Here is a 12,997-nt window from a genome sequence, read left to right on the forward strand (position 1 = left end):
CCATGATTTCATCGTCCTTTGCCGCGATCCTGGCCAGTGGCCGCGCCCAATTCAATGCGCGCGCCGTGGAAGCACGACGCCGTTTCACGTCGCTCGACATGCAGGCGTTTGGCGCCTTCCTGCAGGACGGCGTCGACCCGGTGGTGCAGGCGGTGGCGGCCGTTGCCCCCGACCGCGCCGGCAGCTTTACTTTGGCGGCCTACGACATGGCGCTGGAACTGGTCGGCCATGGCCTGGCCGGTCCGGCCGCGAAAAGCCCCTTTTTGAGCATCGTCTGGCGCGAACTGGCGCCGCGCTATGCGCCGCTGCTGGCCGGTGCTCCCGTCGATGGCCTGGGCATGCTGAGCAACGCGGCCATTCACCTGGGCGGCGTGCCTGGCGCGCGCACGGGCCAGTGGCAGGAAGAGATGGCCGCCATCGCGCCGCAGGTGGCTACCCTGGGGCAGTTGCGTGCCGTCGGCCAGGTACTGGCCTGGCGCGCCGGCGTGGCGCACTTTCGCCTGGGGGCGATTGCCGCCGCCGATACCTTGCCACCGGCGCTGGCGCTGGCGGCATGCGGCGAATCGCAGCTCGATTGGCCGGCCTTGCGCGCGCAACTGTTGAACCAGCCCTGGCGCGGCAATGCGGATGGCATCGAGTTTGGCGCATTTGCCGGCCTCGGCGGCCAGTTCGACACGCCGCCCGTGGCGCGCGCCTGCGCCGACGGGTTTGTCGTCAGCGCCGGCGAGCGCTTTTATTTTCTGGTGGCCGATGCCCACGGCGCCGTGCTGCATGGCGCGACCGCGGACGAATTTGCACAGGCGTCGGGTGATGTCTCCGCCACCGTGCAGGCCGGCGCGCGTCAGCTGGCGCCGGGCCTGCCGGCTGGCGAGATCGCGCTGGCCGCCAATGCGCACACGCTGGCCATCACCTCGCCCTACACGCATGCGATCCGCCTGCTGCCCTTGCCATGAGAGGCCAGCATGCCGACCTGATAGCGCAATGGTGCGCCGCCTGGCCGCAGGCGCTGGACGTGTGGAGCAAATTCACGCGCCTGCGCGACCCGGCCCTGTGCGCCAGCCGCGTGGCCGCCAGCAAGGAAGGCTTGAGCGGCAGTTTTGCCATGATCCGTTTGCTGGATCAAAGCGTGGTGGTCGACCTGCCGCTGGTGGCCGAGCTGGGGCTGCAGGACTATGGCCTGGAAATCCTGGCGCACGAGATCGGCCACCATATCCTGGCGCCCGGCAGCGCCGGCGACCAGTTCCGCCTGCTGGCGCGCATGCGCCGCGCCCTGCCGACACTGGAACAGCATGCGCCCATGGTGGCCAATCTGTACACCGACCTGTTCATCAACGACCGCCTGCAGCGCCAGGCCAGCCTGCGCATGGCCGATATTTACCGCAAGCTCGAACAGGGCAAGGCAAAAGACAGCCCGGCGTCCGGCAAGGTCTGGCTGCTCTATATGCGCATCTATGAAAACCTGTGGCAGTTGCCCAAGGGGGACCTGGGCGGTGGCGCAGCCGATGAACGGCTCGATACGGACGCCTGGCTGGGCGCGCGCCTGATCCGCGTCTACGCCAACGACTGGATGCTCGCGGCCGGGCGATTTGCCACCTTGCTGCTGCCTTACCTGGTGGACGATACGGGCGCCTTGAAGGGCATTGACCCGAGCCGCTATTTCCATGACACCCGCGACGCGGCGCGCGGCTGCCAGACCTATGGCGCTCAGCAGATCGAGGATGACGAGGAAAACGGCGCCATCCACCCGGTGCACGACAAGCGCATCTCGGGACTTCAAGACGATGCCGTGGGCGAGGAACCGGAGGAAAAAGCACAGAAGCAGGGCGGCGGCCAGTTGCGCGAACCGTTCGAGCTGGGCGACATTTTAAAAGCGTCCGGCATCGACCTCACCGACCATGAAATCGCCATCCGCTACTACCGCGAGCGGGCCTTGCCGCACCTGGTGCGCTTTCCTTCGCGGCCGGCGCCGGAATCGACCGAGCCGCAGATGGAAGGCCTGTCGCCATGGGATATCGGCGACCCGCTCGATGACATCGACTGGCTGCAATCGGTGATGCAGTCACCGCGGCCCATCCCCGGCGTGACCACCGTGCGCCGCGAATATGGGCGGGAACCAGCGCGCGAGGCCGACCATATGCCCGTCGACCTGGACATGTATGTCGACAGCTCTGGCTCCATGCCCAACCCGCAGCAGCACACGTCCTGGCTGACCCTGGCTGGCGCCGTGATCGCGCTGTCCGCGCTGCGCGCCGGTTCGACCGTACAGGTGACCTTATGGAGCGGCAAGCACGAGGTGATGCGCACTCCCGGTTTCGTGCGCGACGAAGACATGATACTCGGCGTGCTGACCGATTTCTATGGCGGCGGCACGGCATTTCCCATCCACTGCCTGCGCGAGACCTATGCCGCCAAGCGCAAGCGGCCCACGCATATCCTGATGATTTCCGACGACGGCATCACCACCATGTTCGATAACGACGAACTGGGTAACAGTGGCTGGGATATTTCGGCCAAAGCGATGGAGAGCGGCGGTGCCGGCGGCACCATGGCGCTCAATATCTCGACCAGCTGGGACCAGGATGGCGGCGCCCATTGGATGCAGAAAATCTTCGGCGACCTGAAACGCGCGCGTGACGAGCAAGGCTGGGATATCCACGCCGTGGCGCAGTACGAGGATTTGCTGGAGTTTGCGCGCCTGTTCAGTCAGCGTCACTATATGAAGAGTTAACGCATGAATCACTCCGGCCCCCACCTTGAAGTATTAACCCACCGCCTGGCCGACACGCCCGCGGAATTCCTGCGCGAGCCGCGCATCGCCGGCGTGCACAATCCGCAAGCCGTGGCGGTGGCCGCGCTGGTCAACGATATCCTGCTGCTGCACGGCGCGCGCGCACCGGCCCCCTCGCTGCAGGGCTTTCACGGCGCCCAGGTCAAGGCCGACCGCAACCGCCTGGCGCTGGCCATGATCATGTGCTGGCTGCTGGCCGACGACTGGTTTGTCGCGCAACAGCTGGCGCAGGAAGATGTGCTGCAGGTGCTGGGCGAGGCCGCGCGCGAGCTGGCGGCGGCGTCGCCGGCGCATCAATACACGCAGGACCCCGAGCGGCGCGAGGAACTGGCGCGCATCGTGCTGGCGCGCCTGGGCTTTCGTCCCCGTGACGAAAGCGAGGCGCAAGCCGTCGACCGGCTGTCGGCCATCAGCGGCACCGAGCGGCGCCGCCTGCTGGAGGCGAGCCGCGTGGCGGAACAGCGCTCGCGCGAGATCCGCGAAGCGCTGGCCAAAAAAGCGGCCCAGGAATCGGCCGACAAATGGTCGCGCGAATGACGTCCTTGCACAGTGACGCAAACCTGCCTGCCGGCGCCTGGGACAGCGATCTCGATTACTGTCCCACCCTGACGCAGGCGGGCAGGCGCATGCTGGCCCACTTGCGCAGCCACCCGGCGGCGCCGATTTACAGCAACCGCAGCGGCAACAAGCTGCTGGCCGGCGAGGTGGACGCCTTGCGCGCGTATGAACAGGAAGTGATGGACGCCGTCATCGGCTGGCAACCGGACCAGCCGCCAGGCTGGATGGCGGCGTTCCTGCGCCATGCCTGGACCACCGTGCCGCATTACCGCGCCTGCGGCTCGCCACCCGCGCGGCTGCTCGATGTGCCGCCGATCAGCCGGGCCGACCTGTCGCACGATATCGCCGCATTCGTGCCGGACGACGCGGACCTGGCGCGCATGATCAACTTCCACACCACGGGAACGACGGGCCACCCGCTCCTGATCGCCTCGCACCCGGTGGTGGCGGGGCGCTACCTGGCCTTCCACAAGCGCGCACTGCGCCGCTTTGGCGTGACACTGCGCCATGGCGCGGGACAGGTGGGCGTGATGCTGCTGGGCCACCAGCGCCGCTGCTTCACCTATGTTTCGGTGACACCGACCATGGGCGAATCGGGGCTGGCCAAGCTGAACCTGCACGTGGACGACTGGCGCCATCCCGATGACCGCGCAAGGTACCTGGACGCGATGGCGCCCGAGCTGATCGCCGGCGACCCGATCTCGTTTGCCGAGCTGTTGACACTGCCGATGACGCACCGCCCGTCCGCCCTGATGTCGGTCTCGATGATGCTGTTGCCGGGCATGCGCGCGCGGCTGGAACAGCGCTTCAACTGCCCCGTGCTCGATATCTATTCGCTCAATGAAGTGGGGCCGGTGGCCGTGTACGATGAGGCGGCCGGCGGCCATCTGCTGCTGCAGCACCGGCTGTATGTGGAAATCCTCGACGGTGAAGGCAGGCCGGTGCCCGATGGCGTGCGTGGCGAAATCACGGTCACCGGTGGCTTCAATTTCTGCCTGCCGCTGCTGCGCTACCGCACCGGCGACCATGCCTCGCTGGCGCACGGCCCGCATGGCCCGGTGCTGGTGGGGTTGGCCGGGCGCAGCCCGCTGCGCTACCGCAGCAGCAGCGGCGCCTGGATTAACAATATCGATATCACGCACGCGCTGAAACCGCTGGCCATCGCGCTGTTCGGCGTGCACCAGCGGCAGGATGGTTCCATCGTGCTGCGGCTGGCGCCCGGCGCCATGGCGCAGGCGCCACAGGCTTGCGCCTTGCTGGCGCCATTTTTCGGCGACATCACGGTGGACGTGCTGCTGGCGGAGGACAAGATCATTCAATACACATCGGATTTACAGGAAGCACTGGCATGAAAAAATTCAAGCGTGCGCTGGTGGTGGGCAAGTTCTGCCCGCTGCACCGGGGCCATGAGCTGCTGCTTGGCCGCGCGCAGGACGGCAGCGAAGAACTGCTGATCGTCAGCTATACCAAACCCGAATTTCCCGGCCTGCAGCCGGCACGCCGGGAGGACTGGCTGCGCGCGCTGTTTCCACGATCAACCATCGTCGTGCTGGACGATGAGCGCCTGGCGGCACTGTGCGCGGCACGTGGCGTCCAGGCCCGCACCTTGCCGCACAATGACCTCGATGACGGCGACGCGCATCGGCACTTCATGGGTTGGCTGTGCTGGACGGTGCTGCAGCTGCCGGTCGATGTGGTATTTAGCAGCGAGGACTATGGTCCCGGTTTTGCCGAGGTGCTGGGCGAGTTTTATGCCAGCTCAAAAGTGGCGCATGTCAGCGTGGACCAGGCAAGAACACTGGTGCCGGTGTCCGGCACGGCGGTGCGCTTTGATCCGCATGGACAGCGCGCCTTTCTGTCGCCGCTGGTCTACGCCAGCCTGGTCACGCGCATCTGCGTGCTGGGGGGCGAGTCGAGCGGCAAGACGACGCTCGCCGCCGCGCTGGCCGCGCATTTCGACACCGCCTGGGTGGCCGAATACGGCCGTGAATTGTGGGAAAGCCAGGATGGGGTGCTGGCCTACGATGACTTGCTGAAGATCGGCCGCGAACAGCTGGTCCGTGAGGCGGCAGCGGCAGGGCAGGCGCGGCGCTGGCTGTTCTGCGACACCTCGCCGATGACCACCTATTTTTACTGCGTCGAGATGTTCGGCAAGGCGGAGACGGAACTGGCGCAGCTGGCCGAGCACCGCTACGACCTGGTGCTGCTGTGCGCGCCGGACTTTCCGTTTGTCCAGGACGGCACCCGCCGCGACGACGATTTCCGCGCGCGCCAGCATGCGTGGTACCAGGCGGAACTGGTGCGGCGGGGGATTGCATATGTCGATGTGACGGGCAGTGTGGCGCAGCGGATCGAACAGGTCGTGTGCGTGCTGGCCTAGGCGGCGATGCGCCTCGCTGAAAAATCTGTTGACTTTATATATTATGATCGTCATCATTAAGTCATCAAAACCGATACCCTGCGAGGAACCACCATGACCATCACCACGACTCTGGGCACGGCCCTGATTACCGGCGCCTCTTCCGGCCTGGGCGCCATCTACGCCGACCGCCTGGCCGCGCGCGGCTACCACCTGATCCTGGTTGCCCGCCGCATCGAACGGCTCGATGCGCTTGCCGCCACGCTGGCGGGCAAATACGGCGTCGAGGTGCGCACCATCGGCGCCGACCTGTCGCTGCCTGCCGACCTGCAGCGCGTGGCCGAAGAACTGTCGTCGAATGCGGGCATCACCATGCTGGTCAATAATGCGGGCGTATCGACCATGGGGCAGGTGGCCACCACCAGCCGCCAGGCGATCGCCGCCATGGATGCGGTCAACGTCACGGCCCTGACCACCCTGACCTATGCGGCGCTGCCGGCGTTCCTGCAGCGCGACCGCGGCGCCATTGTCAATATCGGTTCGGTGCTGTCCTTCCATGTACTGCCGACCAGCACGGTCTACAGCGGCACCAAGGGGTATGTGATGAACTTTACGCGGGGCCTGCAGCAGGAAGTGGCGGGGACGGGCGTGACGGTGCAGCTGGTGCTGCCGGCATCGACGGCGACGGAAATCTGGGAGTTGAGCGGCGTGCCGTTGACGCAGCTCGACCCGGCAACCGTCATGGCTGCGGAAGACTGCGTGGATGCGGCGCTGGCGGGCCTGGACCAGGGCGAGCTGGTCACGCTGCCATCGGTGGAAGACCAGGCCTTGTGGGAACAGTTTGACGCGGCCCGGCTGGCGCTGTTTGCGGGCGCGATGCGCTGCAAGCCGGCATCGCGCTATGGGGTGAAGTAAAGCCTTACGCCGCTGCCAGCGCCTGTTCCAGATCTTCGAGCAGATCGTCGATATGCTCGATGCCGACCGACAGGCGCAGCATGTCTTCCGACACGCCCGCCTTGGCCAGTTCTTCCGGGTTCAGCTGGCGGTGGGTGGTCGATGCCGGATGCGTGGCCAGCGACTTGGCGTCGCCGATATTGACCAGGCGCGTAAACAGCTGCAGCGCGTCGAGCACGCGGGCGCCGGCCGCGCGCGGGTCCGGGTTGACATTCGCGCCCCCGGCCAGTTTCAGCCCGAACGACAGGATGCCCGAGGCCCGGCCCTGCATGTATTTCTGCACCAGCGCGTAGTCGGCATGGTCTTCCAACCCGGCGTAGTTGACCCACGCGACTTTCGGATGGTGCTTCAGATGTTTGGCCAGCGCCAGCGTGTTGCCGCAGATGCGGTCCATGCGCAGGGCCAGGGTTTCGATGCCCTGGATCAGCTGGAAGGCGCTCAGCGGCGAAATCGCCGCGCCCATATTGCGCAGCGGGACGACCCTGGCGCGGCCGATAAAGGCGGCCGGGCCGAACGCTTCCGTGTAGACCACGCCGTGATACGACACGTCCGGTTCGTTCAGGCGCTTGAAGCGCTCTTTATGTTCGGCCCACGGGAACTTGCCGCTGTCGACAATGGCGCCGCCCACCGTGGTGCCATGGCCGCCCAGGTATTTGGTCAGCGAGTGCACCACGATGTCGGGGCCGTGCTCGATCGGGCGGAACAGATAGGGACTCGGCACGGTGTTATCGACGATCAGCGGAATGCCGTGCGCATGGGCGATCTCGGCCAGCTTGGCCACGTCGGTCACATTGCCCAGCGGGTTGCCGATCGATTCGCAGAAAATCGCCTTGGTGCGGCTGTCGATCAGCGCGGCGAAAGTCTCCGGCTGGCGCGCATCGGCAAAGCGCACCTCGATGCCGATCTGCGGCAGCGTATGGGCAAACAGATTGTAGGTGCCGCCGTACAGCTGGCTGGCGGACAGAAAATTGTCGCCCGCTTCGGCGATGGTCTGGATCGCATAGGTAATCGCCGCCATGCCCGACGCCACGGCCAGTGCCGCCACGCCGCCTTCGAGCGCGGCGACGCGCTTTTCCAGCACGTCCTGGGTCGGGTTCATGATGCGCGTGTAGATATTGCCAGCGACCTTGAGGTCGAACAGGTCGGCGCCATGCTGGGCATTGTCGAAGGCATAGGCCACCGTCTGGTAGATGGGGACGGCGGCGGCCTTGGTGGTGGGGTCGGGGGAATAGCCGGCATGCACGGCCAGGGTTTCGATTCTCATGGGGTCTCCGGTTTCAAGTCTAAGGTGGTGAAATCCGCAGCCATTGTGCCATGAGGGCGTTAGCATGCCGCCATGCTTGATAGAATTTTAAGTCATAAGCTAGTGCGGTCTTGATCTAAGCGAACCATTTCAGATCCGGTCAGGAAACGCTCATGCGTGCCATGCTGGGCGCAGGCAAACGCGCCGCCGATGGCGCCCTGGCGCATGGCCGTGTCCACGCTTTCCCCAGCCAGCCAGGCGTGCAAAAAGGCGGCCACAAACGAGTCGCCGGCGCCATTCGTGTCGACCACCGGCAGGCCGAGGTCGGCGCACGGAAAATGGCGTACCGTATCGCTGCCGCGTTCCAGCAGATACGCGCCGTCGCCGCCGGCCATGGCGATCACGGCCAGCGCACGGCCTTGGTCCACGATGCTGCGCATGACCTCGTCGCGCCGCTCTCCCAATGCCGCCGTGCTGAGAAAGACCAGGTCCGAGCGCAGCGCAAACACCCGATGGTGCGGGTTGAGGCCGTCCCAGTCGTGCAGGTCGGTCGAGACGGTGGTGCCGCTGGCCACAGCATCGTCATACAGATGCGCCACCCACGCCATGATGGAAAAGTGCGCATGGCGCGCCGGGCCCAGGTAGGGCAGGTAGAAGTTGGCCGGCATGCGCAGATCATCGGGATGGCGCCCGTCGTACAGCGACAAGCGCCGCCCTTGCGGATCGACCAGGTTGACGCTGCGGCGCGTGCCGGACGGTTCGACCAGATGGCTGAAATCGAGCCTGGCCTCCTGGTAGCGCCGCAGGATGGCTGCGCCCTGCGCATCGTCGCCGATAAAATCGATGAATTTGCAGCGCAGCCCCAGCGCATGGCTGGCCAGCGCCACGCCGTTGCCCGTATGGGCCACGTAATCAATAATCGGCGGCACATGCACGGAGTCGGTGACGGGCAGGCGCAGGTCGGGGACGCGCACGATGGTGTCGATGCCGGCGCCGCCGACCACTAAAATATCGTAGTTGCTCATGGTGTTGTTGTCTCCAGCAGGACGGTGCCGGTCGCGTTAATGGCGACGGCGCCGTTGCTTACGGTGTAGATTTGATTGGAATAGGCATCGCGCACGGTGGCGCCATCGGCGAACACGCCGTGCACTTTCAACGTGATGGCGCCCTGCGCGTCGGGCGCGACGATCACGCGGTCATCGGCCGTCACGCGGGCAAACGCATACGGCGCTTCACTGTTCAAGCGATGCTCGCCACGCGCCAGCGCAGCATGGCGCAGGCGGAACTGGCCCAGTTTGTGGGCATGGGCCAGCATGGCGCTGTCGAGTGAGGTCCAGTTCATGTCAGACCTGGTCGCCTGCTGCTCGTCGCCCGCAGGCGCCGTGCCCGGCAGGCGGCCGCTTTCATCGCCATAGAATAGCTGCACGCCGCCGGGCGCCAGCAGCAGGGCCGACAGGCCATGCTTCAATTGATCGCGCGGGAACAGGCTGGTGTCGTGCGAGGAGATATACGACAGGATATCGTACCGAGGACCTTGGCCCAGCAGCTGCGCATACTGGCGATACACGCCGTCGATGGCTTTCCAGCCGCCGCCAGCGCGGTGTTGAAAGTCGAAATTGATCATCGAATCGAAGCCGGCGTCGTGCCAGCTGCTGCGCTCGGGACCATGGCCCCAGGCTTCGCCCGTCATCCAGAACGGCGCATCATCGATGGCCTGTTTCGGGTGGCGCGCCTTCCAGTCGGCCAGCGCTTCGGTGGCGGCCGCGCGCAGGGCCAGCCAGCTTGCCGGTTCCACATGCTTGACGGTGTCGGCCCTGAAACCGTCGACGCCGAATTCGCGCACCCAGTCGGCCAGCCAGCCGACCAGGTAAGAGCGCACGGTCGTATCAGGCCTGGCCACGGCGCGGGTATCGTTTTTCCGCTGCAGGATGGGCGGCAGGTCGACCGCCTTGCCGCTCTCCGTGCGGAAGTCGGGCAGGTAAGCCAGCTGCATCGTATAGTCATCCTGGCCACCCTCGCGATAGCCGGGCAGGCCGGCGCGCACCCAGTCCGGCCCCCACCATTGTTTGAACTCGAAATTGTTATAGTCGATAAAGCTGTGATAGTCGCGCAGGGTGGCCTGCTCGTGGCCCGGCCACAGCACCGGCACCTTGTACTCGGCCAGGGTGCGCAGGTCGGCGTAGCCGGGGTGGTTGAGCACTACGTCGAACAGCACGCGGATGCCCTGTGCATGGGCAGTATTGATCATCTCGCGCAGTTCTTCGCGCGTGCCCATATTGGCGTCCATGGTGGTGTAGTCGAGCGCCCAGTAGCCATGGTAGGCATAGTGCCTGAATTGCTGCTTGCCGCCCACCACCCAGCCGTGGATCTGTTCATACGGCGCCGTGATCCATAGCGCGTTGACGCCCAGCTCCTTGAACCAGCCAGCTTTCAGTTTCTCCGTGATGCCGGCGATATCGCCGCCATGGAAGCTGCCGATATCGCCGCCTTCCGGGTCCGCGCTGCGGCCATAAGCATGGTCGTTGCCGGGATTGCCGTTGGCAAAACGGTCGGTCACCGCAAAGTAGACGATGGGATTGTCGGAGAAGCTGGCCGCCTGCGCCGGCAGGCTGGCAAGCAGGACGGCGAGGGTGGTCAGGACGGTCTTCATGTCAGCCTTTCACGCCGCCAGCCGTCAGGCCGGAAATCATCCATTTCTGCGCCAGCAGGAACACGGCCGTGATCGGCAGGCCGGACAAAATGGCCGCCGCGGCGAAGTCGCCCCACAGGTATTTTTGCTCGTACAGGAACAGCTTGGAGCCGACCGCCAAGGTCAGGTTGTTCTGTTCATGCAGCAGCACGGAGGCGATCGGGTATTCGATGATGGCGCCGATAAATGACAGCAAAAACACCACCATCAAAATCGGCACCGTCATCGGCAGCAGCACGTAGACAAAGGCCTGCCACTGCGAGGCGCCGTCGACCTTGGCCGCTTCCTCGATCTCGATCGGGATGGTCTGGTAATAGCCCTTGATGGTCCAGATATGCATGGCGATGCCGCCCGTGTAGGCCAGCACCAGGCTGCCGTGGTGGTCGATGCCCAGCCACGGCACATAGCTGCCCAGCAGGTCGAAAATGGCATAGATGGCCACCAGCGCCAGCACGGCCGGGAACATCTGCAACAGCAGCAGCGCGGACAGGGTCTGCGACTTGAAGCGGAACTGCATGCGCGCAAACGCATAGGCGCAGGTGGTCGACAGCAGCACGGTGAGTGTGGCGCTCATGGTGGCCACCTTGATCGAATTCCACAGCCACAGCAGCACAGGGAAGTCGGGTTCGACCAGGGTGCCGTTGGGCGCCTGGTAGGACATGCCCAGCGCCAGGCGCCAGTGTTCGAAGCTGATCTCGGGCGGGATCAAACTGCCCGAGGCGAAATTGCCCGGGCGCAGAGAGATCGACAGGATCATCAGGAAGGGAAACATCACCAGCGCGATCAGCGCGATCACGGCGACGTGGGCCGCGACGATGCGCCAGCGGTTGGAACGGTCGACAACGATAGCCATATGCTGTCCTTTATGCTTTGTTCATGCGTGTCAGGCGCATGTTGACCAGCGAAATCGCGGCCACGAGGAAGAAAATCAGGGTCGAGATGGCGGCGGCCAAACCGAAGTTCTGGCCCGAATCCTCGAACGCGATGCGGTAGGTGTAGGACACCAGCAGGTCGGTGGTGCCGGCCGGCAGGGTGGTGTCGAGGAAGTCGGGGCGGCCGCCGGTGAGCAAACTGATCAAGACGAAATTATTGAAATTGAAGCCCAGGCTGGCCACCATCAGCGGCATCAACGGCTTGATGATCAGGGGCAGGGTGATCTTGAAGAAGTTGGTCAGCGGCCCGGCGCCGGCCAGCGCCGACGCTTCGTACAGGTCGGCCGGAATCGCCTTGATCAGGCCCATGCACACCACCATCATGTAGGGGTAGCCCAGCCAGGTATTGACGATCAAAATCATGGCCTTGGCCAGGGTGGTGTCGGAGAACCAGGCCGGCTTGATGCCGAACAGGGCGTCGAGCACCAGGTTGATCTCGCCGAAGTTATTGTTGAACAGGCCCTTGAACACCAGGATGGAAATAAAGCCCGGCACGGCATACGGCAGGAACAGCAGGGTGCGGTACAGGCCACGGAAGCGCAGCGCGTCCCAGTTCAGCAGCACGGCCAGCACCATGCCGAGACCGGTGGTGGTGGCCACGCTGATCAGGGCGAACACGATGGTCCACACGAAAATGCGCAGGAAGGGGCCACGGAACGCTTCGTCCGAGAAGATCTTGACGAAGTTGGCGAAGCCCACATTGACCTTGAAGCCCGGCTCCAGTTTTGTGCCATCCGGCATTTCATAAAAACCCGTCTTGAAATTGGGTTTGACCAGCTCGCCGGTGGCGACTTTTTTCAGGGTCTCGTCCGGCAGTTGCTTGTAGACATGCGCGACCGGGCCGAATTCGCGCAGGCCCACCATGCGCAGCTCTATCTTGTTGGGCAAGACCAAGGTGAGCATCTTCAAATCTTTTTGCAGGGCGATAATGTCCTTGATACCCAGCGGCTCGGCCAGCACGGGCGCTTGCACAGGATCGGCAGGAGCGACGTCCACGTTCAGTGGCACGGCGCGCTTCAGCGCCAGCGGGGCGGTGAGCAGCACTTCGCCCGTGTCCGGGCTTTCCAGCCGCAAACGGTATTGATTGTCGTCGCGGTGCACCGTCATCGCATAGCCGGCGCTTTCCACGCGCTGGGTTTCGTCCAGCAGGTATTGCGTGGCGCGTTCGTAGGTCAGCAGATTGCGCGAACTGAAGTTGGTAAAGCCGATCGACACCGTGTACACCAGCGGCAGCAGCACGAAGACGATCACCGCCGTGATGCCGGGGAACAGATAGCGGTAGGCATAGGCCCGCGGCGACGTGAAGACAAACGTCGTCAGGGTCAGCAGGCCGAGGAAGACGGCGGCCAGCATGGTCTGGCCGGAGAGATACAACAGGAACAGCAGGTACAGACCCAGCGCCATGCTGATGGTCAGTACCGTAGGGCCGATAAACTTGCGCACGATGGGATACCTGTGAGAATGGTGCTGAATA

General features: G+C 64.7%; 11 protein-coding genes. 6 read left to right on the forward strand and 5 right to left on the reverse strand.

Translation table 11 applies throughout. The features are described from left to right. The first annotated feature begins 2 nt into the window (after positions 1–2). The 6 genes from ACP7B7_RS07180 (at position 3) to ACP7B7_RS07205 (ending at position 6,620) form a co-directional block, all read left to right on the forward strand. Positions 3–953, forward strand: a complete 951-nt coding sequence (locus ACP7B7_RS07180) for a hypothetical protein (protein ID WP_426076197.1) — start codon at positions 3–5, stop codon at positions 951–953. Next, a complete protein-coding gene (locus tag ACP7B7_RS07185; protein WP_426076198.1) occupies positions 950–2,728 on the forward strand; it encodes a vWA domain-containing protein in 1,779 nt (592 codons plus the stop codon). The genes ACP7B7_RS07180 and ACP7B7_RS07185 overlap by 4 nt, the downstream gene beginning before the upstream one ends. Before the next feature lie 3 nt (positions 2,729–2,731). Next, positions 2,732–3,325, forward strand: a complete 594-nt coding sequence (locus ACP7B7_RS07190; RefSeq protein ID WP_426076199.1) for a hypothetical protein — start codon at positions 2,732–2,734, stop codon at positions 3,323–3,325. A 5-nt stretch (positions 3,326–3,330) separates the two neighbouring features. Continuing rightward, positions 3,331–4,698, forward strand: coding sequence for a capsule biosynthesis protein CapK (locus ACP7B7_RS07195; RefSeq protein ID WP_426076200.1), 1,368 nt, complete (start codon positions 3,331–3,333; stop codon positions 4,696–4,698). Next, positions 4,695–5,726, forward strand: coding sequence for an AAA family ATPase (locus tag ACP7B7_RS07200; RefSeq protein ID WP_426076201.1), 1,032 nt, complete (start codon positions 4,695–4,697; stop codon positions 5,724–5,726). The genes ACP7B7_RS07195 and ACP7B7_RS07200 overlap by 4 nt, the downstream gene beginning before the upstream one ends. 93 nt (positions 5,727–5,819) lie before the next feature. Then, the gene (locus ACP7B7_RS07205) at positions 5,820–6,620 is read left to right on the forward strand and encodes an SDR family NAD(P)-dependent oxidoreductase (protein WP_426076202.1); all 801 of its coding nucleotides are present in this window, start codon (positions 5,820–5,822) and stop codon (positions 6,618–6,620) included. 4 nt (positions 6,621–6,624) lie between these two features. Here ACP7B7_RS07205 and ACP7B7_RS07210 read toward each other — a convergent pair whose 3' ends face one another. The 5 genes from ACP7B7_RS07210 to malF form a co-directional block, all read right to left on the reverse strand. Continuing rightward, a complete protein-coding gene (locus ACP7B7_RS07210) occupies positions 6,625–7,923 on the reverse strand; it encodes an O-acetylhomoserine aminocarboxypropyltransferase/cysteine synthase family protein (protein WP_426076203.1) in 1,299 nt (432 codons plus the stop codon). 92 nt (positions 7,924–8,015) lie between these two features. Next, a complete protein-coding gene (locus ACP7B7_RS07215) occupies positions 8,016–8,927 on the reverse strand; it encodes a carbohydrate kinase family protein (RefSeq protein ID WP_308922001.1) in 912 nt (303 codons plus the stop codon). Next, complete coding sequence (locus tag ACP7B7_RS07220; RefSeq protein WP_426076204.1) at positions 8,924–10,552, reverse strand: alpha-amylase family glycosyl hydrolase; 1,629 nt, start codon at positions 10,550–10,552, stop codon at positions 8,924–8,926. The genes ACP7B7_RS07215 and ACP7B7_RS07220 overlap by 4 nt, the downstream gene beginning before the upstream one ends. 1 nt (position 10,553) lies before the next feature. Then, positions 10,554–11,444, reverse strand: a complete 891-nt coding sequence (gene malG, locus ACP7B7_RS07225; RefSeq protein ID WP_308921999.1) for a maltose ABC transporter permease MalG — start codon at positions 11,442–11,444, stop codon at positions 10,554–10,556. Between the two features lie 10 nt (positions 11,445–11,454). Next, positions 11,455–12,966 carry a maltose ABC transporter permease MalF gene (gene malF, locus ACP7B7_RS07230; RefSeq protein WP_308921998.1) on the reverse strand — a complete coding sequence of 504 codons (1,512 nt, stop codon included), beginning with the start codon at positions 12,964–12,966 and terminating at the stop codon, positions 11,455–11,457. Positions 12,967–12,997 lie beyond the last annotated feature (31 nt).

This window comes from Janthinobacterium sp. PSPC3-1, assembly GCF_049896105.1.
Classification (GTDB): domain Bacteria; phylum Pseudomonadota; class Gammaproteobacteria; order Burkholderiales; family Burkholderiaceae_D; genus Janthinobacterium.